Source organism: Neisseria sp. P0024.S006 (assembly GCF_051956595.1).
In the GTDB taxonomy this organism is placed as follows: Bacteria; Pseudomonadota; Gammaproteobacteria; order Burkholderiales; family Neisseriaceae; genus Neisseria.
On sequence record NZ_JBQCXH010000001.1, the window covers coordinates 533,751 to 559,203 of the forward strand.

24 protein-coding genes and 1 tRNA gene are annotated in these 25,453 nt (G+C 49.2%); 9 read left to right on the forward strand and 16 right to left on the reverse strand.

Annotated elements, in window-relative coordinates; translation table 11 throughout:
* Positions 1–10: 10 nt before the first annotated feature.
* Both thrS and ACTHUF_RS02595 read right to left on the reverse strand, forming a co-directional pair.
* Entirely contained in the window at positions 11–1,924 is a 1,914-nt protein-coding gene (thrS, locus tag ACTHUF_RS02590; protein ID WP_440406954.1) for a threonine--tRNA ligase, read from the reverse strand.
* 52 nt (positions 1,925–1,976) lie between these two features.
* Positions 1,977–2,053, reverse strand: a tRNA-Val gene (locus ACTHUF_RS02595).
* A 237-nt stretch (positions 2,054–2,290) separates the two neighbouring features.
* Here ACTHUF_RS02595 and tgt point away from each other — a divergent pair.
* The 4 genes from tgt (at position 2,291) to ACTHUF_RS02615 (ending at position 5,715) form a co-directional block, all read left to right on the forward strand.
* Positions 2,291–3,406: a tRNA guanosine(34) transglycosylase Tgt gene (gene tgt / locus ACTHUF_RS02600; RefSeq protein WP_440406956.1), complete on the forward strand. Its 1,116-nt coding sequence runs from the start codon at positions 2,291–2,293 to the stop codon at positions 3,404–3,406.
* Between the two features lie 85 nt (positions 3,407–3,491).
* Positions 3,492–4,502 (forward strand): ferrochelatase, encoded by a 1,011-nt coding sequence (gene hemH / locus ACTHUF_RS02605; RefSeq protein WP_315093939.1) that lies wholly within the window; start codon positions 3,492–3,494, stop codon positions 4,500–4,502.
* Positions 4,503–4,622: 120 nt separating this feature from the next.
* The gene (locus ACTHUF_RS02610) at positions 4,623–5,021 is read left to right on the forward strand and encodes a c-type cytochrome (RefSeq protein WP_003745956.1); all 399 of its coding nucleotides are present in this window, start codon (positions 4,623–4,625) and stop codon (positions 5,019–5,021) included.
* 202 nt (positions 5,022–5,223) lie between these two features.
* Positions 5,224–5,715, forward strand: coding sequence for a disulfide bond formation protein B (locus tag ACTHUF_RS02615; RefSeq protein WP_003745954.1), 492 nt, complete (start codon positions 5,224–5,226; stop codon positions 5,713–5,715).
* A gap of 60 nt (positions 5,716–5,775) precedes the next feature.
* Here ACTHUF_RS02615 and ACTHUF_RS02620 read toward each other — a convergent pair whose 3' ends face one another.
* Positions 5,776–6,504: a YebC/PmpR family DNA-binding transcriptional regulator gene (locus tag ACTHUF_RS02620; protein WP_003745951.1), complete on the reverse strand. Its 729-nt coding sequence runs from the start codon at positions 6,502–6,504 to the stop codon at positions 5,776–5,778.
* A 364-nt stretch (positions 6,505–6,868) separates the two neighbouring features.
* Here ACTHUF_RS02620 and ACTHUF_RS02625 point away from each other — a divergent pair, with 364 nt between their 5' ends.
* Positions 6,869–8,299, forward strand: a complete 1,431-nt coding sequence (locus ACTHUF_RS02625) for a sodium:alanine symporter family protein (protein ID WP_315093938.1) — start codon at positions 6,869–6,871, stop codon at positions 8,297–8,299.
* A gap of 58 nt (positions 8,300–8,357) precedes the next feature.
* On the opposite strand, the gene trhA is transcribed toward ACTHUF_RS02625, so the two are convergent.
* Entirely contained in the window at positions 8,358–8,984 is a 627-nt protein-coding gene (gene trhA, locus ACTHUF_RS02630; RefSeq protein WP_070625855.1) for a PAQR family membrane homeostasis protein TrhA, read from the reverse strand.
* Between the two features lie 197 nt (positions 8,985–9,181).
* Between trhA and cysD the strand changes: the two genes are divergently transcribed.
* Together cysD and ACTHUF_RS02640 are read left to right on the forward strand one after the other, a co-directional pair.
* Entirely contained in the window at positions 9,182–10,114 is a 933-nt protein-coding gene (gene cysD / locus ACTHUF_RS02635; RefSeq protein WP_269208297.1) for a sulfate adenylyltransferase subunit CysD, read from the forward strand.
* A 233-nt stretch (positions 10,115–10,347) separates the two neighbouring features.
* Positions 10,348–10,911, forward strand: a complete 564-nt coding sequence (locus tag ACTHUF_RS02640; protein WP_440406959.1) for an RBBP9/YdeN family alpha/beta hydrolase — start codon at positions 10,348–10,350, stop codon at positions 10,909–10,911.
* A 133-nt stretch (positions 10,912–11,044) separates the two neighbouring features.
* Here the strand turns inward: ACTHUF_RS02640 and pyrC are convergent, their stop codons facing one another.
* The 4 genes from pyrC to ACTHUF_RS02660 form a co-directional block, all read right to left on the reverse strand.
* The gene (gene pyrC / locus ACTHUF_RS02645) at positions 11,045–12,079 is read right to left on the reverse strand and encodes a dihydroorotase (RefSeq protein ID WP_440406961.1); all 1,035 of its coding nucleotides are present in this window, start codon (positions 12,077–12,079) and stop codon (positions 11,045–11,047) included.
* A gap of 97 nt (positions 12,080–12,176) precedes the next feature.
* On the reverse strand, positions 12,177–12,770 hold the full coding sequence (locus ACTHUF_RS02650; RefSeq protein ID WP_315093934.1) for an NMCC_0638 family (lipo)protein: 594 nt from the start codon (positions 12,768–12,770) through the stop codon (positions 12,177–12,179).
* A 12-nt stretch (positions 12,771–12,782) separates the two neighbouring features.
* Positions 12,783–13,007, reverse strand: a complete 225-nt coding sequence (locus ACTHUF_RS02655; protein ID WP_003681929.1) for a sulfurtransferase TusA family protein — start codon at positions 13,005–13,007, stop codon at positions 12,783–12,785.
* A 124-nt stretch (positions 13,008–13,131) separates the two neighbouring features.
* Complete coding sequence (locus tag ACTHUF_RS02660; RefSeq protein ID WP_315093932.1) at positions 13,132–13,686, reverse strand: hypothetical protein; 555 nt, start codon at positions 13,684–13,686, stop codon at positions 13,132–13,134.
* A 209-nt stretch (positions 13,687–13,895) separates the two neighbouring features.
* Here ACTHUF_RS02660 and ACTHUF_RS02665 point away from each other — a divergent pair, with 209 nt between their 5' ends.
* Entirely contained in the window at positions 13,896–14,507 is a 612-nt protein-coding gene (locus tag ACTHUF_RS02665) for a CNP1-like family protein (protein ID WP_003745936.1), read from the forward strand.
* 61 nt (positions 14,508–14,568) lie between these two features.
* Here ACTHUF_RS02665 and ACTHUF_RS02670 read toward each other — a convergent pair whose 3' ends face one another.
* Complete coding sequence (locus ACTHUF_RS02670) at positions 14,569–15,684, reverse strand: porin (protein WP_315093931.1); 1,116 nt, start codon at positions 15,682–15,684, stop codon at positions 14,569–14,571.
* Between the two features lie 388 nt (positions 15,685–16,072).
* Between ACTHUF_RS02670 and ACTHUF_RS02675 the strand changes: the two genes are divergently transcribed.
* Complete coding sequence (locus ACTHUF_RS02675) at positions 16,073–16,819, forward strand: carbonic anhydrase (RefSeq protein WP_440406964.1); 747 nt, start codon at positions 16,073–16,075, stop codon at positions 16,817–16,819.
* 63 nt (positions 16,820–16,882) lie between these two features.
* Here ACTHUF_RS02675 and ACTHUF_RS02680 read toward each other — a convergent pair whose 3' ends face one another.
* The 7 genes from ACTHUF_RS02680 to recN all read right to left on the reverse strand — a co-directional run bounded on the left by ACTHUF_RS02680 (position 16,883) and on the right by recN (position 25,413).
* Complete coding sequence (locus ACTHUF_RS02680) at positions 16,883–18,517, reverse strand: CTP synthase (RefSeq protein ID WP_004519451.1); 1,635 nt, start codon at positions 18,515–18,517, stop codon at positions 16,883–16,885.
* A 124-nt stretch (positions 18,518–18,641) separates the two neighbouring features.
* Positions 18,642–20,297, reverse strand: coding sequence for an AMP-binding protein (locus ACTHUF_RS02685; RefSeq protein WP_315093928.1), 1,656 nt, complete (start codon positions 20,295–20,297; stop codon positions 18,642–18,644).
* A 93-nt stretch (positions 20,298–20,390) separates the two neighbouring features.
* Positions 20,391–21,494, reverse strand: a complete 1,104-nt coding sequence (gene mnmA / locus ACTHUF_RS02690; RefSeq protein WP_070616050.1) for a tRNA 2-thiouridine(34) synthase MnmA — start codon at positions 21,492–21,494, stop codon at positions 20,391–20,393.
* Between the two features lie 126 nt (positions 21,495–21,620).
* Positions 21,621–22,097 (reverse strand): copper chaperone PCu(A)C, encoded by a 477-nt coding sequence (locus tag ACTHUF_RS02695; protein ID WP_070849462.1) that lies wholly within the window; start codon positions 22,095–22,097, stop codon positions 21,621–21,623.
* A 131-nt stretch (positions 22,098–22,228) separates the two neighbouring features.
* Complete coding sequence (locus tag ACTHUF_RS02700; protein WP_039862003.1) at positions 22,229–22,612, reverse strand: diacylglycerol kinase; 384 nt, start codon at positions 22,610–22,612, stop codon at positions 22,229–22,231.
* A gap of 68 nt (positions 22,613–22,680) precedes the next feature.
* Positions 22,681–23,637, reverse strand: coding sequence for a glutathione synthase (gene gshB / locus ACTHUF_RS02705; protein ID WP_049344082.1), 957 nt, complete (start codon positions 23,635–23,637; stop codon positions 22,681–22,683).
* A 114-nt stretch (positions 23,638–23,751) separates the two neighbouring features.
* Positions 23,752–25,413, reverse strand: coding sequence for a DNA repair protein RecN (recN, locus tag ACTHUF_RS02710; RefSeq protein WP_049344080.1), 1,662 nt, complete (start codon positions 25,411–25,413; stop codon positions 23,752–23,754).
* Between the last annotated feature and the right edge of the window lie 40 nt (positions 25,414–25,453).

The following is a 25,453-nucleotide window of genomic DNA, read 5'->3' on the forward strand; positions in this document are numbered from 1 at the left end:
CCTATAAAAATTAATGATTGACGAGGGCGTCGGTGATTTCTTGCTGCAATTGTGCAATGAAATCATCGACATTCAAAGAACCCAAGTCTTCTGCTTTGCGGCGTACCGCAACTTTGTTTTCTTGTTTCTCTTTATCGCCGACAACGATTTGATAAGGGAAACGGTATTGGCTGTTGTCGCGGATTTTGTAACCGATTTTTTCGTTACGCAAATCCAATTCAACACGGAAGCCTGCTGCCTGCAACTTGGCAGCTACTTCGCGACAATAATCTGCCTGGTTCTCGGTAATATTCATAATCACCATTTGAACCGGCGCAAGCCATAATGGGAATGAGCCTGCATGGTTTTCAATCAGAATACCGATGAAGCGTTCCAATGAACCCAAAATAGCACGGTGCAACATTACAGGACGCGCACGGTCGTTGTTTTCGGTTACATATTCTGCATTCAAACGCTCCGGCAATACGAAGTCCAATTGCAGGGTACCGCACTGCCAAGAGCGACCCAAGGCATCTTTGACATGGTACTCAATCTTAGGACCGTAGAATGCGCCTTCGCCAGGCAATTCTTCCCACTCTACGCCGCAAGCGGTCAACGCATCACGCAGGCCTTGTTCGGCTTTATCCCAGACTTCGTCAGAACCTGCACGTTGCTCAGGGCGGAGGGACAACTTCACAGCAACATCATGGAAGCCGAATTGTTTGTAAATGCGAACCAGCAATTCATTGAATGCACGTGCTTCATCAACGATTTGATCTTCAGTACAGAAGATATGCGCATCATCCTGCACAAAACCGCGAACACGCATCAGACCATGCAACGCACCGCTTGGTTCATTACGATGGCAAGAACCGAACTCAGCCAAACGCATCGGTAAATCGCGATATGAGCGCAAACCGTTATTGAAAATTTGCACATGACCCGGACAGTTCATCGGTTTAACCGCGTATTCTCGTTTTTCTGAACTGGTCACAAACATATTGTCTTTATAGTTTTCCCAGTGGCCGGATTTTTCCCAGAAGGTTTTATCCATAATCTGAGGTGTTTTCACCTCTTTATAGCCGGCAGTATTCAGCTCTTTGCGCATATGCTGCTCAATCACTTGCCACAAAGCCCAGCCTTTAGGATGCCAGAACACCATGCCTGGCGCTTCATCTTGCAGGTGGAACAAATCCAATTGTTTACCCAGCTTACGATGATCGCGTTTTTCCGCTTCCTCGATGCGTTGGATATAGGCTTTTAATTCGTCTTTACTTGCCCAAGCTGTACCGTAAATACGTTGCAGCATTTCATTGTTGCTGTCGCCGCGCCAGTATGCGCCTGCCAGTTTGGTCAGCTTGAAGTTTTTCAAGAAACGGGTATTGGGAACGTGAGGACCGCGGCACATATCGACGTATTCTTGATGATGATACATACCCATTGCTTCCACTTCAGGCATGTCTTCAATCAGACGCAATTTGTACTCTTCGCCGCGATCTTGGAAAATTTTGATGGTTTCTGCACGGGGCGTCATCACTTTAATGACGTCATAGTCTTGTGCAATCAATTCTTTCATGCGCGCTTCGATGGCGGCTACATCATCAGGCGTAAATGGTTTTTCAGTTGCAATATCGTAATAGAACCCGTCTTCAATCACCGGGCCGATAACCATTTTGGCATCAGGGTAGAGCTGCTTGACCGCATGACCGACCAAGTGCGCGCAGGAGTGGCGGATAATTTCCACGCCTTCTTTATCTTTAGGCGTAATGATTTGAACGTGGGCATCTTCGGTAATCGGATCGCAAGCATCCACCAATTTACCGTTAACCTTGCCTGCTACCGTTGCCTTTGCCAAACCTGCACCGATAGACGCTGCAATTTGCGCCACGGTAACGGGTGATTCATATTGGCGGACCGAACCGTCCGGCAAGGTAATGTTCAACATCAGAAAGCTCCAAAACATTAAAAAATAACGGCATAAAGCCGTTATGGAAATTTGGTAGGCACAATTGGACTCGAACCAACGACCCCCACCATGTCAAGGTGGTGCTCTAACCAACTGAGCTATGTGCCTTCATCTAAGTCGCTTATTGTAACGAAGCGTGTTCCCTTTTGCAAGCATCTGTAAATACTTTTCAGACGGCCTGGATATTTTTGTTTGATTTATGTCTCATTTTTTATTTCTTCTATTATTCAGGCCGTCTGAAGCATTGTTTTGACAAAGATAAAATCCAGCCGTCAACCAACGAAAAATCCTTTATAATCTGCCCTTTCATTTCGCACACACGCGAACGTCCAATCTCTTATTATTATGCTCAAATTTACCTTACACAAAAAAGACGGTCATGCCCGACGCGGTACTTTGGAACTGAACCACGGCAAAATCGAAACGCCGGTATTTATGCCGGTCGGCACTTACGGTTCGGTCAAAGCGATGAACCCGCAAAACCTGCATGACATCAAAGCGCAAATCATCTTAGGCAACACTTACCATCTGTGGCTGCGCCCAGGTTTAGAAGTCATCGAACAATTCGGCGGCCTGCACGAATTTATCGGTTGGGACAAGCCGATTTTGACCGACTCAGGTGGTTTCCAAGTGTTTTCGTTGTCCGACATGCGCAAGCTGACCGAAGAAGGCTGTACATTCCAAAGCCCGATCAACGGCGACAAACTGTTCCTCTCACCAGAAGTGTCGATGAAAATCCAAACTGTGTTGAATTCCGACATCGTGATGCAGTTGGACGAATGCACCTCGGGCGAAGCAACACACAGCCAAGCGCAAAAATCGCTGCAAATGAGCCTGCGCTGGGCGGAGCGAAGCAAAAAGGCTTTTGAAGACCTGAAAAATCCGAATGCGCTGTTTGGCATTGTACAAGGCGCGATGTATGAAGATTTGCGCGAAGAATCACTGAAAGGTTTGGAAGAGCTCGACTTCCCCGGCTTGGCCATCGGCGGCTTGTCCGTTGGCGAACCTAAGCCCGAAATGTACCGCATGTTGCGCGCCGTCGGCCCTATCCTGCCGGAACACAAACCACACTATTTAATGGGCGTCGGCACGCCTGAAGACTTGGTGTACGGCGTGGCACACGGCGTGGATATGTTCGACTGCGTCATGCCCACCCGCAATGCGCGTAACGGCTGGCTGTTTACCCGTTTTGGCGATTTGAAAATCAAAAACGCCAAACACAAACTCGACAAGCGTCCGATTGATGAAAGCTGCACCTGCTACGCCTGTCAGAATTTCAGCCGCTCCTACTTGCACCACCTGCACCGAGTCGGCGAAATCTTGGGCGCACAGCTCAACACCATCCACAATCTGCACTTCTACCAAGTCATCATGGCAGAAATGCGCGAAGCCATCGAACAAGGCAAATTTGCCGATTGGCAGGCGCAATTCCATGAAAACCGCGCCCGTGGTGTGGATTAATCCTTTTAAAGGCCGTCTGAAACCAGGTTTTGATTCAAACTACTTTTCAGACGGCCTCAATATTCTTCATTAATAAAGCACAACCATGTCCCGTTTCCATACCGAACCGGCCCTAGCCTACACCGCACAAAACCGTACCGCCGTCCTGCTGCTCAACCTCGGCACGCCTGACGCGCCCACTGCTGCCGCAGTCAAGCCCTACTTGAAAGAATTTCTGTCCGATCAACGCGTTGTCGAATTGCCCAAGCTCTTATGGCAACCGATATTGCGCGGCTTGGTATTAACTTTTCGCCCGAAAAAAAGCGCGCATGCCTATGAAAAAGTTTGGTTTAAAGAAGGTTCGCCGCTTGAGGTTTACACACACCGCCAAGCAGAAGCCCTGGCCAAACATTTGCCCGATGTCATCGTCCGTCATGCCATGACTTACGGCAACCCGAGCGTTGCCGACGTTTTGGCGGAACTCAAAGCCCAAGGCGTGGGCAAATTGCTGGTCATCCCGCTTTATCCGCAATATGCCGGCTCTTCCACCGGCGCGGCTTTGGACAAAGTATTCCAAGAATTATTGCTGCAACGCAACCAAATGAGCGTCCGCACTGTTTCCCGTTATTACGACGATGCCGCTTATATTCAAGCCATGAAGCAGCACATCGAAGCCTATTGGGCCCAAAACGGACGCGGCGAAAAACTGATGTTGAGCTTCCACGGCATTCCGCAAAAGCATCATGACGACGGCGACCCCTATCCTGACGAGTGCCACCATACCGCCAAACTGCTCGCGCAGGCATTGGGCTTGTCCGAACAAGAATACATCGTTTCTTTCCAAAGCCAGTTTGGCAAATCCCAATGGGTCAAGCCCAGCACGCAAGCCTTGTTTGATGAGCTTCCGAAACAAGGCACGACCAAACTCGACGTCTTCTGCCCCGGTTTCATGGCCGACTGCCTCGAAACCATGGAAGAAATCGCCATTATGGGACGCGAACAATTCCACGCCGCTGGCGGCAAAGAATACCGTTACATCCCCTGCCTCAACGATTCCGCCGACTGGATTGCCGCACTTGCCCAATTAAGCCGGGCCAATCTGCAAGGCTGGATTTGACCTAAACCAAAGGCCGTCTGAAAAATCCACTTTCAGACGGCCTTTAGCGTTATCATCAAGTTATTCAAACGCAAACCAAGCGTGTAGCCATCAAAAACACGACTCAAAAAGGAACACATCATGACTGCACTCCGCCCCATCCTGCTCCTCCTGACCGCACTCAGCCTCCCAACCGCTTTTGCCGCTGATGCCACGCTGATGAGCAAAGGACAAAAGATTTACGAAACCAACTGCGCCGCCTGCCACGGCAAAAAGGGCGAAGGCCGTGGCGCCATGTTCCCGCCACTGTTCCAGTCCGACTATATCAACAAAAAACCTCAAGTCCTGTTGCAAAGCATGACCAAGGGCATCAACGGCCCGATTAAAGTGAACGGCAAACCCTACAACGGCTTCATGCCTTCTACCGCCATCAATGATGCCGATGTTGCCGCCGTTGCCACTTACATCATGAACGCCTTTAATAATGGCGGCGGTACGATTACTGAAGCAGATGTCAAAAAATCTCACGGGAAAAAATAAAACGTCTCTCCCCTAAAGGCCGTCTGAACATTTCAGACGGCCTTTTCTGTACGACACATTTTGTTTCTATGTATATCGTTACGCAATATCAACAAACATACGCAAAAAACCGTCAAACCAAAAAAAGCATATGCGTTTTGTGTTAAAGTAAACATTATTTATCGGCTGTTTTGCGTCCAGGCCGTCTGAAAGGTTTTATCTTATGAACTTTTTCCGCAAGACTGTTTTATTTTTAGTCGTCCTCTCCATATTTGCCGCCTGCGGCTCCTTTATTTCCCAATACGTTTTGGGCATGAACCCGTGCGTATTGTGCATCCTGCAACGCTTGTGCGTATTGGGTGTCGGGCTGTTGGCCATTGTTACAGCGTTCAGCTCGCAATCTTCCAAATTTGCCCGTTCGCTCTCTGCATTGTTGATTGCCGCTCCGGCCGTCTACGGCGCCGGTGTCGCCGCCTATCAAATTTGGTTGCAAAGCCTGCCGCCCGGCACCGCCCCTTCTTGCGGCGCACCTTGGACCTTCCGCCTGCGCGACTGGCCTTTGTTCGATTGGTTTGAACCCATCGTCCGCGGCTTTGGCAACTGCGCCGAGCCGGACTATCTATTCGGCGTCGCCCTGCCGGTGTGGAGTATTTTGTATTTCAGCTTCGTGGTATTGCTGCTGCTTTGGGCTTGGTTGAAAACCAGAAAAATCTGATTGGTTTCAATATAAAAAGGCCGTCTGAAATTTCAGACGGCCTTTTGTTCTTTAAACCATTTAGTCCAGATTCAACACGGCAGAAGTGTAAACGTCTTGTACGTCGTCCAAATCTTCCAATGCGTCAATCAGTTTTTGCATCTTAACCGCATCTTCGCCGCTCAGCTCGGTTTCGTTTTGGGCGCGCATGGTAACGTCACCGTCAACAGATTTGTAGCCTGCGGCTTCCAATGCCGCTTTCACGCCTGCCCAGTCGTTCGGCGCGGTAATCACTTCGATGGAACCGTCGTCGTTGGTGATGACGTCTTCCGCACCGGCTTCCAAAGCCGCTTCCATCAGCGCATCTTCGTCAACACCTGGTTCAAACACCAAATAGCCTTGATGAACGAAGTTGAACGCTACGCAGCCGTCGGTACCCAAGTTACCGCCGTTTTTAGTGAACGCATGGCGCACATCGGCAACGGTACGGGTTTTGTTGTCGGTCAGACAGTCCACCATCAAAGCTGCGCCGCCAATACCGTAGCCTTCGTAACGCAACTCGATGTATTCCACGCCTTCCAGATTGCCCGTACCTTTATCGATGGCACGTTGCACGTTGTCTTTAGGCATATTGTTTTCAGCAGCTTTTTCCAAAGCCAGGCGCAGGCGCGGGTTTGCGCCGGGGTCGCCGCCGCCCATGCGGGCAGCAACGGTAATTTCTTTAATCAGACGGGTAAAGATTTTGCCGCGTTTGGCATCTTGTCGGGCTTTTTTGTGTTGGATATTTGCCCACTTACTATGGCCTGCCATATTGATTCCTTTCATTTTTTCACGCGTTGAGGCGGAATTTGCTTCATTTATAAGGCGTGCATTTTATCATAAGTTGTCTTTACCCAAAATATTCAGACGGCCCAAACATTTGCAAAAACAGGCCGTCTGAAAACAAAAAAACCTTTTTTAAATAAAGAAGCACATTTGCGGCAACCCTTTGTCAGTTTTCGTTTTAATTCACGAAGGTTTACGGTATGATGACAAAATCGGTCAAAATTGTTAACAACTTAACCGGTATCAAATGGCAAAACGGCCTGCTCGCCGATATTGCCAAACGCGAAAAATGAGTGGGAGTAGTTACCCGTATCATTTTATTTTTATTGTTTTTATTAAAGGTTTTATTATGGAAGAAATATTGTCTGCTCTGGTGGGTGCAGTCAATCAGGTTCTTTGGGACTACCTGCTGATTTATGCCTTAATCGGTATCGGCCTATTCTTTACCCTGTACTTGGGCGCACCGCAAGTGACCAAATTGGGGACGGGTTTCAAATCCGTTTTCGGCGGCTTGTTCAGCAAAAAAGACAAAGACCACGAAGGCAAATCCCTGTCTCAATTTCAAGCGCTTGCCGTAGCGATTTCCGCGCAAATCGGTACCGGTAACGTTGCCGGTGTCGCCACTGCAATTACTGCCGGCGGCCCGGGTGCCATTTTTTGGATGTGGCTGTCTGCCATTTTGGGCATGTCTACCATTTTTGCAGAAGCCGTTTTGGCGCAAAAATACCGCGTGGTCAGCCACGGCAAATACATTGGCGGCCCTGCGTTTTACATCACGCACGGCCTGACCCCGAAAATCGGCCGTGGCGCGGCGCGTTTCCTGTCCGGCTTTTTCTCCATCGCCTTGATTATCGCTCTGGGTTTCATCGGTAACGCGACCCAATCCAACTCTATCGCCTCTGCCATGAATTTGGCTTTCGATATTCCCCCGATGGCTGTCGGCATTGCTTTGGCGGTATTCGCCGGTCTGATCATCATCGGCGGCATCAACCGCATTGCCGGTATCGCGCAATTTGTCGTGCCGTTTATGGCGGTGATTTACATCTTGTGTGCGGTGATTATTTTGTTCAAATTCTCCGACCACATCATCCCGATGTTCCACAATATCTTTGTCGCCGCTTTCAATCCTGAAGCGGTATTGGGCGGTGCGGCCGGTATCGGTATGCGCGAGGCAGTCCGCTTCGGTGTGGCGCGCGGCCTGTTTTCCAATGAAGCCGGTATGGGTTCAACCCCGCACGCTCATGCGACCGCCAACGTCAAACACCCTGTGCAACAAGGTATGGCCGCGTTTATCGGTATCTTTATCGATACGCTGATGGTCTGCACGGCAACCGCGCTGATTATCCTGCTGACCGATGCCAACCTGTCCGGCGAAACCGGCGCGGCAGTTACCCAACTGGCGTTTAACAAAGCCTTCCCGGGTTTCGGTTCGCAACTGCTTGCCGTCTGCCTGACCTTCTTCGCCTTTACCACCATCATCGGCTGGTACTACTTCGGCGAATCCAATATCCGCTTCCTGTTCCGTGGCAAACACTTGGGCATCTACCGCGCACTGGTTTTGGTGGCCATCGTATTGGGTACATTGGGCAAAGTGGATTTGGTTTGGAGTATGTCCGATATGTTCAACGGCTTTATGGTCTTGCCGAACTTAATCGCCCTCTTCCTGCTGCGTAAGGAAATCCGTGCGGTTTACGACGATTATCTGGCGCAAACCAAAGCCGGAAAAGAGCTGACCTATCACTATGAATTCCACGAATTCCACGACAAAAACCCAGGTTAACGACAAACAAAAACCTCTCAGTCAAACTGAGAGGTTTTTTATTTCAGGCCGTCTGAAACTACAACACATAAAAATAAATACTGATAAATTGCGTCAAACTGCCTGCCAAGACAAATAAGTGCCAAATACCGTGGCCGTGGCGGATTTTCGTATCGTTGATAAACCAATAAATCCCCGCGCTATACAATACGCCGCCCAACACCAGCCAAAATAATCCACCGGCCGAAAGCGACTGTATCAGCGGCCATACCGCCACCACAATCAACCAGCCCATCAACACATAAATCACCATCGACAGCAGCCGCTTCTCGCTTTTGCGCCCAATCGTCAGCTCCTGCACAATGCCCAGCAAAGCCAGCCCCCATGACACACCGAAAAGCGACCAGCCCCAGCCGCCGTGAAGGGTAATCAGCGTAAACGGCGTATAGCTGCCTGCAATCAAAAGATAAATCATGCAATGATCGACCTTTTGCAAAATCGCCTTGGCCTTCGGCTGCGGAATGCTGTGGTATAAGGTTGAGCCCAAATACAGAAGCAGCAGGCAAACTCCATAAGTCAGTGCACCGGCAATCCGATAGCCGTCCGCCGATTCCACCGCTTTCACCAGCATCAGCACCAACGCCGCCACTGCCAATAAGAAACCGGCCAAATGGCTGTACGCATTAAATCTCTCGCCGTGATACATAAACCATTCTCATTTCTAAAAAACCAAAGTGTACGCGAAGACAGGCGCTTCGTCAGAGAAATCGGGTTAAAAATAAGTTAAAGCACAAAGGCCATCTGAAAACACATTCGAGCAATATAACAAAAACATCTTTGCAACAAACAAACCATTCTTTCCCTTTTTCAGACGGCCTCACTAAAGTATCGGCTATCGCCAAGATTGCAAAGAGAGAAAAAATGTCCATCCAAAACCACCACCTCGACTGGCTCGAAGCCGAGTCCATCTACATCATCCGCGAAGTGATTGCCAACGCCCAAAACCCGGCCCTACTGTTTTCCGGCGGCAAAGACTCCGTCGTCTTGCTGGCGCTTGCCGTCAAAGCCTTCCAAATCGAAGGCCGTCCGCTGAAACTGCCGTTCAAACTCCTGCACGTCGATACCGGCCACAACTACCCCGAAGTCATCCAGTTCCGCGACGACACGGTCGCACGCACTGGCGTACAACTTGTGGTCGGCAGCGTAGAAGAATCCATCCGCAAAGGGAGTGTCGTCTTGCGCCGCGAAACCGATTCGCGCAACGCCGCCCAAGCCGTTACACTGGTTGAAACCATCGAAGAACAAGGCTTTGATGCACTGATGGGCGGCGCGCGCCGCGATGAAGAAAAGGCGCGCGCCAAAGAACGCATCTTCTCTTTCCGCGACGAGTTCGGCCAATGGGATCCCAAAAACCAACGTCCTGAATTATGGTCGCTCTACAACACACGCCTGTTCCAAGGCGAAAACATGCGCGTGTTCCCGATTTCCAACTGGACGGAATTGGACATCTGGCAATACATCGCACGCGAAAAACTCGCCCTGCCACCGATTTATTACACCCACAAGCGCGAAGTTGTCGAACGCAATGGCCTGCTTGTTCCCGTTACCCCGTTGACCCCCAAACGCGAAGGCGAAGTTGCCCAAATCCGTGATGTCCGCTTCCGTACCGTCGGCGATATTTCCTGCACCTGCCCGGTTGCCAGTACCGCCGCCACACCCGAAGACATCATTGCCGAAACCGCCGCCGCGACCATTTCCGAACGCAGTGCCACACGCATGGACGACCGCGTATCGGAAGCGGCAATGGAAGAGCGCAAAAAACAAGGCTATTTCTAAACCGTTTTTTTCAGACGGCCCCTATATATTTCAAACCCGAACAACACGGCAAAGCCATCTGCCCCTGCCGTGTTGTTTGCTTTATTATTCTTGCAAATATCATTTAACAACAAAAGCTTAATTAAAAATCCTTACCAAGCGACAAACAATAAAACATAAACAAACATGGTATAATAAACACTTGCAGGCAGAGATGTAGACAAAGATCTCAGGCCGTCTGAAGGAGGAGAAACATGAATCGACGCGTTTATATCGTACATGGCTTTGAAGGCAATCCGCGCGGCAACTGGTTTGACTGGCTTTGCGCCCAAATCAAAAGCACCGGCGCACAAGCAATCTCCCTCGCCATGCCCAATCCCGACAAACCAAGCACGACCGCGTGGCAGTTTACCCTTGACCAGCACATTGGCAAGCCCGATGCCCATACCTTCCTAGTCGGCCACAGCCTCGGTTGCATTACCCTCCTTCACTTCCTCAGCCGCCAACAGCCGCAAAAAATCGGCGGCCTGCTGCTTGCCGCCGGTTTTGCCGATATGCTGCCGCCCCTACCTGCGCTCGATGCCTACATTAAAGCAGCGTCGCCTGATTTCGACATCCTGCGCAAAATTGACATGCCCAAACACTGCCTGGTTTCCGACAACGACACCCATGTTCCACCCGAACTGACTTTGGACATGGCGGCCAAACTCAAAAGTCCTGTTACCCATATTCCCGAAGGCGGCCATTTGATGGCTTCGGACGGTTTTACCCAACTGCCGCAGGCTTGGGAAGCGCTGAAACCCATGTTGACCGAATAAACACACAATATAATCCAGTTTTCAGACGGCCTTGTCTGTCTTTCCTCCCCATAACAGGCCGTCTGAACGACAATAAAAAACAACCTGCCTTTTCAAGCAGGTTGTTTCTTTTTATGCCTTATTGACGGCAAATTTAATATTGCACCGTCCATTCAATCTCACCGCCGGCCCTCATCGGTACAAGCTCGCCATCGCCGTAAGGCACGCTGGCAGGTACGGTTTGCGTTTGTTTGACCAATGTGATGGTATCGGAATTTTCAGGCAGGCCATAGAAACGCGGGCCGTTTTTAGAAGCAAAGGCTTCCAGTTTGTCCAACGCGCCTGCTTTCTCAAACACTTCGGCATAAAGCTCGATGGCGGTCATCGCGCTGAACATACCGGCGCAACCGCAAGCATTTTCTTTGGCAGTTTTGACATGTGGCGCAGAGTCCGTGCCGAGGAAGAATTTGTGCGCCTTATCGCCGGTAACGGCGGCAACCAAAGCCTGACGGTGGGTTTCGCGTTTAAGTACGGGCAGGCAGAAATGATGAGGGCGCACGCCGCCGACCAAAAGGTCGTTGCGGTTGAGCAGCAAGTGTTGCGGCGTCACGGATGCGGCCACATTATCGCCTGCTTCCAATACCAGTCGGGCGGCCTCGGCAGTGGTGATGTGTTCAAACACGACTTTAAGATTCGGCACTTGCACCAAAACTGGCTTCATTACGCGCTCGATAAAGGCGGCCTCTCGGTCGAAAATATCAATTTCAGGGTCGGTTACTTCGCCGTGAACCAAGAACAAAATGCCCTGCTTCGCCATTTCTTCCAACACGGGAATCAGTTTGAACAAGTCGGTTACGCCGGAATCAGAATTGGTGGTCGCGCCCGCAGGATAGAGTTTGAAAGCCACAATACCGGCAGCCTTGGCTTCGCGCACGAGTTCGGGCGTGGCATTGTCGGTCAAATAAAGCGTCATCAACGGCTGGAAGGTACTGCCTTCAGGCAGGGCGGCCATAATGCGCGCTTTGTAGGCTTGAGCATCGGCAACGCTGACGACGGGCGGTTTGAGGTTGGGCATGATAACCGCGCGGCCCATTTGTCGGGCGGTGTACGGGGCAACAGCTTTGAGCGCGTCGCCGTCGCGCAGGTGTAAGTGCATATCGTCGGGGCGGATGATGGTCAGGGTTTGCATAGCTTACTTTCGAGTGGTTTGGTTTGATAATGTTTCAGACGGCCTTTATTCGGCGGTAACGGTTTCTATTAATTTGATGTTTCAATCGTCAACCGGCCTAAGGCAAAACGGCGGCCTTATTGTCGTAAGAATGATGGGTCAAATAAAAAACAGCCTGTACCGGAAAATGCTCGGACGAAGTTGTTTTGACGGTCAGCAAGGTTTCTTTCGGACTGCCGGACGCGCGCCATGCGTAGGAAATCTGACGCATAGGCAACGGGGCTTCCGCCAAATTATCGGCACGCAACTCAGCGTTCAAACCTTGCGGCGGATTTTCTGCCAAAGCCAAAAATTGTTTGAAAATCAGATGGTCGTTGGCTTTGGCCGTGCGCACGCTGCAACTGTCTTCGGTCAGGCTCAAATAATAATCTGCGCCGTTTACCGTTTTCTTCCAAATGCTTAATGCCTCCAAATCCATCATTCCGGCAGGCAAATCGGCAATCTCTTTTTTCGACAATAAAACCAGTTTGTTGGCATTGGCAAACTCGCCGACAAGGGCGGCATCGCCGTCTGCGGCCACGCAGCTTTGGCGGAATAAGTCGGTTACATTTTGAGCATAATCGGCAGCGCTCTGTGCCGAAACACTTTCATTGCCGCATGCACTCAGGCAGACGGCCAATACGACGGCAGACAACGCGACGGCTTTAGACATTTCAGACGGCCTTTATTTGTGTTTCAACACCAGCTTGAACACGCCGTCGGCCTCGCTCGATTCCAACAAAACATGTCCGGTCTGACGGCAAAACGCTTCAAAATCGCCGGGCGCACCGCCATCGGTGGCCAATACGGTCAGCACTTCGCCCTCCTGCATTTGCGCCAAAGCTTTTTTGGCACGCAAAATCGGCAACGGGCATTTCAAACCGATGACATCCAGAGTTTGTGTATTCATAAGGCTCCATAGGTGTATTGGGGTTAGGTTTTATTGCCGCGTTACCAACAGCGGCACAACTATTCAGCTATAACTAACGCAATGATAAATTTAACTTTTAACTATTTTAGGGAATTCAGCATTTTTAATGTAAAAGAAATTTTTTTGCGGTATTTTGTGAATTTTTAGAAATATATTTTTCAATCAATATGGATGTTTCTGCAAAATACTCAGTAGATGTTTCAAATTCTCTTGTTTGTTGCATCTTTGTGAAAGCAATGTAAAACATAAAAAATTCTGTCAGACTATTACTCAACTGATAAAAATTCGGGTCTCCTGGTCTTCCTGCATATACAGGAGACATTAAATGAGTTACATCGCAAAAAATAATGGCATCACTATCTGTACAAGCAAAAATTTGATATTTCCCATCTATAAATTCTTCATAATCTTGCAAAGCCCAATGTTCGACTGTTGTAAATTCAGAATGTAAAGGCAGCAATATTAAATTGAAATTACTATTTCCAAAATAGCAATCTCCCTTCATTTGGACATGCTGATAATAATATAAAAGCTCCCCTTGAAAAGATGAGGATGAAATATCCAGCTCTTCAAATGAAAATTCTAATTTATTTGAAGGAAATGGGGTTGTTCTTGAATATAGCTCTATTAACTCACTTAGTACATTGTCTAATTTCATATTTTCCCCTTAGCATTTATCTTGTTCTTGATTAAATCGTTGTTTCAAAGCTGCTTTGCGATCGATTAACCTTCCTGTATTTTTACCGCTATGTCCTTAGTATGAAAACTCGTCATATTAATCAGAATTAACGTCAATTATACCGCACTTACTTGCACCCCACCCTGCAAGCCCATAAAATAAAGCTGTTTTTCACTTTGGAGCTGTCTATGCGCCGTTTTGCCCTTCTCGCTCTCAGCCTTGCCGCTACTCAAGCATTTGCTTTGGGTTTCAGCCAAAAAGATACGCTGACCAACACGCGTTATCAGGAAAGCCCTGAAGAAGTTGCCGCACGCGAATTTAAAGAACACAAAGCCGAGTTGCCGCCCCTGCCCGATACCCAATCGGGCGATTGGTTCGACCTCTATGTCAACGAAACCTACGGCAAGCAGCCCAAAATCCTGCTCAGCAGCCTGCAAATCATGCCTGCGCCGGACAACAGCATCCGCTACGTCTTGAACGTTCGCTCCGACAAAGGCTACGACAACCTCTCCGTCGAAGGCCTCTATTGCGCCCGCACATCCTTTACTTACAGCAACGACAAGCGTTCTTCTTACAAAGTATTCGCTTACGGCGACACAGTAAACCGCCGCTGGATCGAGCCGCGCAAAGGCGATTGGAAGTTGATCGGCAATGCGTTTAGCCGCAACGACGCCCTGCACACCGCCCTGTATCAGGCATTCTGTATCGACGGCATGCCGACAACGGTCGAAGGCTTGGTACAACGTTTGAAAGAACGCGGCGGCCGTCACGGTACCACGCTGAGCAACCACGACAAATAAACCTGTTTAATCAACAAAAAGGCCGTCTGAAATTTCAGACGGCCTTGTCTTTCTAGACGGCTTAGAATTTGTGATACAGGCCTACAGAAGCGGCTTTTTGTTCAATACCGCCTTTGTTGGCTGCAGTCAGACGGGTTTTGTTGCCGACTTTCAGATACGCCAGTTGGGCAACTACGCCGGTGCGTTTGCTGAAGGTGTATTGACCGCCGACAACGACTTGGTCGAATTTATCCACCAATTTTTCGCCACTGTTCACGCCCTTGGCAGGCCAGCCGTGTGCGTAAGTAATGCGTGGGGTAACATTGCCGAATTTGTAGCCGACGGTTACCGCTGCATCAACCACTTTCACGGCTTCCTCTTTGCCTGTGTCGGTAGTGATGACACTACCCTTGTACTGATTAAAACCATCGGTGAAATAACCTAAATATTCGTTGCCTGTCTCATGACCTTTGGCATAGTGTACGCCGCCGCCGACAAAGAGATTGTCTTTGTCGTAATAAGTTTCGACTTTGGCGATTTGCGCCGCTTTGACTTTGCCTGATTTGTCGGTGTACGCGCCGTTGTAGTGGCCGTAAGCTGCATTGGCGGTAAAGCCGTTTTTAGAGAAGCTCACGCCGCCGGTGTACTGGTCTTTGGCCGGTTTGGTGTGCGTGTATTTGTCTGAAGGATTGCGGTTGTCACGCGGTGCATAAGACACGTTGAATTTGAATCCGCCGAAATCCGGGCTGTCGTAGCGTACGGCGGCATTACGGTTACCGGTACGGGTAAAGATGCCCAAGCCTGCGGCATTGGTTTTATACATCCATGGATCGATGGTGTCCATTTCGTTCAGCATATTGCTGAGCTTACCGGCGCGAATCTTACCGAAGTTACCTTGCAGGCCGATGAAGGAATCACGAGTGGCAAAGCCTTGGGAACCGCCGGTAATGGCTGTTTTTTGTTCAACTTGCCAGATGGCTTTTAAATCGCCGCCCAAATTTTCGCTGCCTTTGAAACCGATGCGGGAGGTATTGTCATTGATGCTGGTTGCGGTAGAGCTGGTTTCCGAACCTGCATCACCTTTGATTTTGACCTGACCGACGGTCACGCTGCTTTTGATTTGACCATACAGAATCACTTCTGCAGATGCAGCCAGCGGCAAACCGGCAATAACCAAAGCGATAATCGATTTTTTCATTATTCTCTCCAAAACAAAGTTAAAATCTCGTGAAAACACGTTTAGCAATATTAATGTTTTCCAACGCTACAAACAACTACTTTCATCTTGAGAAACACTTTTATTCATTAGAGTTTAGACTTTTTACAACATAATCAAATAAAACAGGCCGTCTGAAAGAAATTTCAGACGGCCTCTCCTATTCAAAGTGACAACAAAGACAATCAACCCTCTTATTGCAATCATTTAATCAAAAATGATTGCTTGATAAATGTTTGCCATATATCAACCCAACATTCTCCGATTGCCACTATCATTAACTTTCTTCTTATGAAGAAGTTTTTTTATATCAATAATTTATTTGGTATAAATTTTTCCTTTTACCTAATGTGAATAAACAGGAGCCTTTATGTTGAACAAACACCTCTTTTTATCTTTGCTCATGGCTGTCTCCGCTGCAACAGTATCCGCTGAAACCCATCATGCACATTGGTCTTACACAGGTGAAAACGATGCTGCACACTGGGGCGATTTAAGTGAAGACTTTGCTGTCTGCAAAACAGGCAAACAGCAATCTCCTGTGGACTTCTCCGCAACAAAAGCAGTAAAAGGCAAACAACTGGCATACCGTTACAACGTCGCCGACTACAAAGTAGAAAATAACGGCCATACCCTTCAAGCCACGCCGCAAGGCAAGGCACAAACCATCGTGATTAACGGTAAAACCTATACCTTAAAACAATTCCACTTCCATACGCCGAGCGAACATACTTTCAAAGGCAAACATTTCCCGATGGAAGCGCATTTCGTCCATCAAGCCGAAGACGGTACTTTGGCGGTCATCGGCTCTGTATTTAAACCGGGCAAAAACAACCCTGCCTTGTCCGCACTCATTGCCAAAAAACTGAAAGCAGGCGAATCCGTAGATTTGAAAAACTTGAATATCCAAGCCCTGCTGCCTAAAGATAGCAAGTCATTTCAGCTGAAAGGCTCGCTGACAACGCCGCCTTGCAGCGAAAACGTGACTTGGGTTGTCTTAAAAACTCCGGTTCAGGCAGATGCGGCGCAGTTTAAAGCCATGCGCGACATTATCGGTGGCGAAAACAACCGTCCCGTACAACCTTTGAACGACCGCGAAGTCAATGAAGACAAATAACTTCTAAGGCCGTCTGAAAAGAAAAAAGCACCCGGATAACGGGTGCTTTTTCAATCACATCAATCAGGCTTTTTTGTTACCCAACGCGGCTTTCACAAACGCGCTGAATAAAGGATGGCCTTTGCGCGGATTGGAAGTAAATTCCGGATGGAACTGACACGCGAAGAACCAAGGATGATTTGGCAATTCGATGGTTTCAACCAAACGCTCACGGCCTGCGGATACGCCGCCGATGACCAAACCAGCTTTTTCCAACTGAGGCACATAGTTGTTGTTGACCTCGTAGCGGTGGCGATGACGTTCGCGGATATGTTCGCTACCGTAGATTTTTGCGGCAAGGCTGCCCGGTTTGAGGTCAACTTCTTGCGCACCCAAACGCATGGTACCGCCCAAATCGGCAGATTCGTCACGGGTTTCTACGCTACCGTCTGCAGTTTGCCATTCGTCAATCAGGGCAACGACAGGCGCAGCGCATTTCAAGTCAAACTCGGTAGAGTTCGCACCTTTCAAGCCTGCAACATCGCGGGCGTATTCGATCAGGGCAATTTGCATGCCCAAGCAGATGCCCAAGTATGGTACGTTGTTTTCACGCGCATAGCGTACGGCGGCAATTTTGCCTTCCACGCCGCGTGAACCGAAGCCGCCCGGCACCAAAATCGCGTCCATGTCTTTGAGCATGGAAACGTCGCCATTGCCCTTCTCAATGCTTTCGCTGTCGACAAAGGTAATTTGTACGTCGGTTTCAGTGTGAATACCGGCGTGTTTCAGTGCTTCGATCAATGATTTGTAGGACTCGGTCAAATCAACGTATTTGCCGACCATCGCGATTTTGACGGTATGTTTCGGATTTTGAATCGCGTGAACGATTTTCTTCCATTCGGTCAAATCGGCTTGTTTGACATTCAGTTGAAGCTGCTCGGTAATGATGCTATCGATGCCTTGGTTGTGCAGCATTTCAGGGCATTCGTAAATGCTGTCCACATCGTAGCTGCCCACGATGGCGCGTTCTTCAACGTTACAGAACAAAGCAATCTTACGGCGCTCGTCCGCAGGCATTTCTCTGTCCATACGGCAGATCAGGATGTCCGGTTGTAAACCGATGCTCAACATTTCTTTAACGGTATGCTGGGTCGGTTTGGTTTTGATTTCGCCGGCGGCGGCAATGTAGGGAACATAGCTCAGGTGGGCAAACAATGTATTATTACGGCCGAGCTGGCTGCGCATTTGACGGATGGCTTCCAAGAAAGGCAACGATTCGATATCGCCGACTGTACCGCCGATTTCAACAATCGCCACATCATAACCAGCCGCGCCTTCATGGATACGGCGTTTAATTTCATCAGTAATGTGCGGAATCACTTGTACGGTACCGCCCAAATAGTCGCCGCGACGCTCTTTGGCAATCACGTTTTCATAGACTTGGCCGGTACTGAAGCTGTTGCGGCGGGTCATGGTGGCGTTGATGAAACGCTCATAGTGACCAAGGTCGAGGTCAGTTTCCGCGCCGTCATCGGTCACAAATACTTCGCCGTGTTGAAACGGGCTCATGGTACCCGGGTCAACGTTGATATACGGGTCAAGCTTAAGCATGGTCACGTTCAAGCCACGCGACTCGAGAATAGTAGCAATAGAAGCGGCGGCGATACCTTTACCCAAAGAAGATACAACGCCGCCGGTTACGAAAATGAATTTAGTCATGATGTGATACCCATGTTGGAATGTGTGATTTTAACTTGAAGCAGCATATTCTGGCAAACGGCAAAAGCTTCAGGCCGTCTGAAAACAGCGTTTTCAGACGGCCTTATCATACTGATTCTATATATCAGCGCAGCTCGCGGCGCAGGATTTTGCCAACGTTGGATTTTGGCAACTCGTCGCGGAATTCGATGTCTTTCGGCACTTTATACGCCGTCAGTTCTTTGCGGCAGAAATCGATCAGTTCTTCCTTGGTCAAAGACGGGTCTTTGCGTACGACGAAGACCTTAATCGCTTCACCGGTTTTCTCGCTTGCCACGCCGATACAGGCGACTTCCAAGACTTTGTCGTTGCTGGCCACCACTTCTTCGATTTCGTTCGGATATACATTGAAACCGGATACCACAATCAAATCTTTTTTGCGGTCCACCAGCTTCAGCCAGCCTTTTTCATCCATCACGGCAATGTCGCCGGTCTCTAAAAAGCCGCGTGCATCGATTGCTTTGGCGGTTTCTTCAGGACGGTTCCAATAGCCTTTCATCACTTGCGGACCGCGTACCCACAATTCGCCCGGCTGTCCGATAGGCACTTCTTTGCCGTCCGCATCGCGTAATTCGACTTCGGTCGAAGGAACCGGCAAACCGATACCGCCGCTGTAAGCCTCGATATTCAAAGGATTGCAACACACACCCGGGCTGGCTTCGGTCAAACCGTAAGCTTCCACAATCGGCGTACCGGTGATTTTTTTCCATTTTTCCGCAACGGCTTTTTGCGTTGCCATACCGCCGCCCAAAGTCAGCTTCAAACGGGAAAAATCGACTTCGGCGAAATCCGGACGGTTGACCATCGCATTAAACAAGGTATTCACACCGATGAACACGCTAATCGGCTCTTTTTTCAATTCACCGATAAATCCTTTCATATCGCGAGGGTTGGTAATCAGGATGATTTTAGAACCGGTATTCGCAAAGATCATCAGGTTTACCGTCAAGGCAAAGATATGATAAAGCGGCAACGCGGCAATAACCGTTTCTTCGCCTTCGCGCAGGCTGTTTTTAATCCATTCTTTTGCCTGCAACATATTGGCGCAGATATTGCCGTGACTGAGGACGGCGCCTTTCGCCAAACCGGTCGTACCGCCTGTATATTGCAGCAAGGCTGTGTCATCGCGCGTCAATTCGACGGACTTGAACGTATTTGCCGCACCTTGCTTCAAGGCCGTCTGAAAAGTCACGGTATTGGGAATGCGGTATTCCGGCACCATTTTTTTCACTTTGCGGATGACGAAGTTCATCAACGCGCCTTTAATCATGCCGAACATCTCGCCGATCGATGCGACAATCACATGTTTGATTTGTGTACGCGGCAACACCAGCTCCAGCGTATTGGCAAAGTTTTCCAACACGACAATCGTGGTCGCGCCGCTGTCTTTCAACTGATGCTCCAACTCGCGCGGCGTATAAAGCGGATTCGTATTCACTGCCACCAAGCCTGCTTGCAAAATACCGAAAAGCGCAATCGGATATTGCAAAACGTTCGGCATCATAATCGCCACACGCTCACCGCGCGGCAGTTTCAATACGTTTTGCAGGTAAGACGCAAAATCGGTCGCCAACTTGCCCACTTCGGCATAAGTCAGCGTTTTGCCCATGTTTTGAAAAGCCGGTTTGTCCGCAAATTTTTCGACGCTTTGACGGAATACGTCGCTGATAGAGCTGTATTGCGTGATGTCGATTTCGGCATTGACGCCTTTTTCGTAGCTTTTGAGCCAGAGTTTTTCCATGTTGATTCAGTCTTTGTTTTAGTCGTTTTTAGAATGGAGGCCGTCTGAAAGGCTTGATTTAATCCGCCGCTTCGTTTTCAGACAGCCATTGTGTTAAGCAGTAATAATGACAGGCTTGTCGGTGGACATGATGATACCTCCGCCCAAGCACACATCGCCGTCGTACAGTACCGCAGATTGGCCGGGCGTTACTGCCCACTGCGGCTCGTCAAAGACAAGCTCAATGGTTTCATCATCCAAGTAACGCAACGTACAAGGCGCGTCAGCCATACGGTAGCGCGTTTTGCAGGTATATCGGCCTTCTTTCGGGCGTTCGGGCAATGTGAAACTCAAATCGTTCATAACCAGGCTTTGCGTATAAAGCAAAGGATGGTCATGGCCTTGGACGACAATCAGTTCGTTTTTGGTCAAATCCTTGGCCGCAACAAACCACGGCTCGCCTGCGCCGCCGATGCCCAAGCCTTTGCGTTGGCCCAGCGTGTAAAACATCAAGCCGACGTGTTCGCCAACCACTTTGCCTTCAGGGGTCACCATTTTGCCATTATTGGTCGGCAGGTATTTTTGCAAAAACTCGCGGAACGGGCGTTCGCCGATAAAGCAGATGCCGGTACTGTCTTTTTTGGTTGCGGTCGGTAATTTGAATTCTTCGGCAAGACGGCGGACTTCAGGCTTCTCCAACTCGCCCAATGGGAAAATCGCGCGCTCGAGTTGGAAAGGCTTGAGACGGTATAGGAAATAGCTTTGGTCTTTATTTTGATCCAAGCCTTTGAGCAGGTAATGCACACCGTTGCGAACTTCTTTGCGGGCATAGTGTCCGGTAGCAATGGTATCGGCGCCCTGCTCTATGGCGTAGTCCAAAAAGCATTTGAATTTGATTTCGGCATTGCACAATACATCCGGATTCGGCGTGCGGCCTGCGCTGTATTCTTTGAGGAAATAGGCAAATACGTTGTCTTTGTATTGTGCGGCGAAATTGACAATGTCGATGTCGATGCCGATGATGTCGGCAACGGCAATGGCATCGAAGGAATCTTGTTTGATGCTGCAATATTCGTCGTTGTCGTCATCTTCCCAGTTCTGCATGAACACGCCGCTGATTTGATGGCCTTGCTGTTTGAGCAGGGCCGCGGTAACGGAGGAATCGACGCCGCCGGAGAGGCCGACGATGATGTTTGCTGGTGTGTTGTGAGTATTCATGAGGGGAATGTGGGTTTCAAATACATTTTTTAAAGCGTGATTTTAGCACATTTTGATTTGACGACAGAAAAGGCCGTCTGCAAGCCCAATGACTTTCAGACGGCCTTTATATGCAAATTCAAGCAATTAGTGCTGATGTGCGCCACCGTGTGCGCCGTGATCGTGCTGCATTTCGGCTTTAGGCGCGGTTTTCACTTCCAACTCGACAGTTTGAGGTTTGGCGTTTTTGAATTTCAGGGTTACAGGCACTTTTTCGCCTTCTTTCAATTGTTGTTTCAGACCCATGAACATAACGTGGTAGCTGCCCGGTTTCAGCTCGGTTACGCTTTTTGCCGCCAAAGGCACGCCGCCTTTAACTTCGCGCATACGCATAACACCATTGTCGTTAATATGGGTGTGTACTTCAACACGTTCGGCAACAGGGCTGCTGCCGCCTACCAAGAAGTCTTGTTTGGCTTCATCGTTTTGGATTTTCATGAATGCGCCACCCATTTTCATACCTTCGACAGTGGCACGTGCCCAACCGTCTTCAATATGGATACCGGCTGCAGATACGGAAGTTGCCAAGCCTGCCAGAATCAGGGTTGCCATTAATTTTTTCATGTTTTGCTCCTTGTGTTTGCCAAATGGCTGGGATATACAGCCTTCATCTTACAACCAAAGGCCGCCTGAAAACTTTGATATAGATTAATTAATACTATCTAATCCTAACGAATTACTATATTACCACATTTTTAAGCAGTTAATGCAATAATCCAAACAATAAATAACATGAACAAAGCCATCAATTGCGCGGCCGAGCCGGCATCTTTGGCACGCTTGGCCAGCTCGTGTTTTTCAGTAGAAGTATGGTCAACGGCTGCCTCGATGGCGGTATTAAACAATTCGGTAATCAGTGAAATAAACGATGCGACAACAAGCACCATTTTGGTGACCGATCCGAAATCAAGAAACAACGCTAAGAAAATTAAAATCAGGTTCAACCAAAAAACTTGGCGAAATGCGCTTTCATAACGATACGCGGCAGCCAGTCCGTCTTTGGAATAACCAAACGCATTGATAATGCGCTTAATGCCGTTTTTACCTTTTTTTTCAGATGCGTAGGAAGATGGTTCCATCATATTCTCAACATAAAAAGGCCGTCTGAAAAGAAACGGTCGGGTCAATTTTCAGACGGCCTTTGGGTTTATTGTTTTGCCCAAGATGCTACGGCATCTGCAAACATAGCGGCAACGTTGAAATCTTTTTGCTTCATGATTTCTTGGAAGCCGGTCGGGCTGGTTACATTGACTTCGGTCAGGTTGTTGCCGATGACATCCAAACCGGCAAGCAAGATGCCTCGGCGCTTCAATTCAGGCGCCAGGGTTTCTGCAATTTCACGGTCGTGCTCGCTCAATTCCTGCGCCACGCCGCGGCCGCCGGCAGCCAAGTTGCCGCGCGTTTCACCGTTTTGCGGAATACGCGCCAAAGCATACGGAACAACTTCCCCGCCGATAATCAAAATGCGCTTGTCGCCATGTACGATTTCAGGAATATAGCGTTGTGCCATGATGGTGCGTGAATCAAGCTGCATCAGGGTTTCAAGGATACTGCCGATATTGGGATCGGATTCGGTCAGGCGGAAAATACCCATACCGCCCATGCCGTCCAACGGTTTGATGATGATGTCGCCGTGTTCTTTCAAAAAGGCACGAACATCGGCAGAACGCGTGGTTACCAAAGTGGGGGCGGTGAACTGGCTGAAGTTCAAAATAGCCAATTTCTCATTGAAATCGCGCATTGCTTGTCCGCTGTTAAATACTTTTGCGCCCTGCTGCTGTGCCAATGTCAAAAATTGGGTTGCGTACAAATATTGCATATCAAACGGCGGATCAGTGCGCATAATGACCGCATCGAAATCTTTTAAGGCCGTCTGAACTTTTGCCTCTGCTTTAAACCATTCGTGATCGTCATCGTTCTTCGCACCGACAAACTCAAATGCCGCTGCCTGAGCCACCACCCAGCCTTCACGGACGGACAATTCTCCGCTCAAGGTATGAAAAAGCTGCCAACCGCGCTTTGCCATTTCACGCATCATGGCGTAAGTAGTGTCTTTATAGGTTTTAAAACTTGCCATCGGATCGGCGATAAACAGGACTTTCATCAAAATTTCCTTATAAACAGACGCTATAATCATACCTTGTATTCTGCTTGTCTGAAAGGGCGCAAAATACGGGAAAGGCCGTCTGAATTTCATTTTCAGACGGCCTTAAGACTTTTAGGCGGCGGCCAGATGTAAGAGTTCGGCAGCATGGCTGCGTGTGGTATCGGTAATGATTTCGCCGCCCAACATACGCGCGATTTCCTCAATGCGCTGATGATGATCCAATACGCTGATTTCGCTGACGGTTTGTTCGCCTTCGCTATGTTTGCGTACCTGCCAATGGTTTTCACCGCAAGAGGCGACTTGGGGAAGATGGGTTACCGCCAAGACTTGATGTTTTTTACCCAAGGCACGTAAAGCTTTACCGACCATTTCGGCGACGCCGCCACCGATACCGGTATCCACTTCGTCAAAAATCAATGTCGGCACTTGCGTGTATTGGCTGGCAACCACTTGCAAAGCCAAGCTGATACGCGCCAATTCGCCGCCGGAAGCTACTTTGTTCAAAGGACGGGACGGATTGCCTTTATTTGCCGCCACTTGGAATTGCACCTGCTCCAGACCATGCGCGGTCGGCGAAGACGGCAACAAGACGATGTCAAAACGTGCGCCCTTCATGGCCAAATGCTGCATATGCTCAGTGGTCTCTTCGCCCAAACGGCCGGCAGCCTGATGGCGCATGGCGGAGAGAACGTGAGCGGCTTCGTGGTATTCGGCAAGATTGCGCGCAACCGTATTTTCCAAGGCTTCCAAATCAGCGGCCGCTTGCAGGTTTTGCAGGCGCTCGTCAATTTCCGCCAACTTTTGCGGCAGCTCTTCCGGCTCAATGCGGTATTTGCGCGCCATGCTCATCAATTCGCCCATACGGCTTTCTTGTGCGGCCAATTCATTCGGATCGATATCGCTGCGGCCGGCCACATCGCGCATATTAGCACTGATTTCCCCCAATTCTGCTTCAATACTTGCCAACATATTCAGACTTTCGGCAAAGCGCGGCTCAATGTTTTGCAGATTGCCCAGCAGTTTTTGGCATTGGTAGATTTGACGTTGGATGCCGTTGTCGCCGTCTATGCTTTCGCCCACCTGCTCGGCGGTTTGCAGCAACTCGGCCGAATGCGCCAGGCTGTCGTGGCTTTGGCTTAAGGTTTCCCATTCGTTGGGTTTGAGCTCCAATTGGTTTAATTCATTAAACTGCCATTCCAAACGCTCGCGTTCGATGGCCATGGTTTCTGCCTGCTCTTGCGCTTCTTGCAGGGCTTTTTTCGCATTGACCCAATTTTGATAAAGCTGCTTGACCGTTTCCGCCTGCTCTTTGCTGCCGGCAAATGCGTCCAACAACTCGCGTTGCGCAGATTCTTGATTCAACGAATGATGGGCATTTTGGCCGTGAATATCGATTAACTGCTCGCCAATGGCTTTCAGCTGCGCCAGCGTTGCTGCCTGATTATTGATATAACTGCGGCTTTTGCCCTTGGCATCGATAATACGGCGGATGCTGAGCTCTTCTGCATCTTCTTCCAAAAGGCCTTGCTCCTGCAGCTGCGCTTTCAGTTCGGGCAAACCGCTGATGTCAAACAAAGCCGACAACTGCGCCTCTTTGGCGCCGTTGCGCACTTGGCTGTAGTCGGCTTTATCGCCCAACAACAGGCCAATCGCATCCAGAGTAATCGATTTGCCTGCGCCGGTTTCGCCCGTTAAAACGGTAAAGCCGTTTTGAAAATCAAGATTCAGGTTTTCAACAATGACAAAATCACGCAAAGAAAGTGCCAACAGCATTGCAGTATTCCTTAGTAAATCACCCGCACTCATGCGGAAT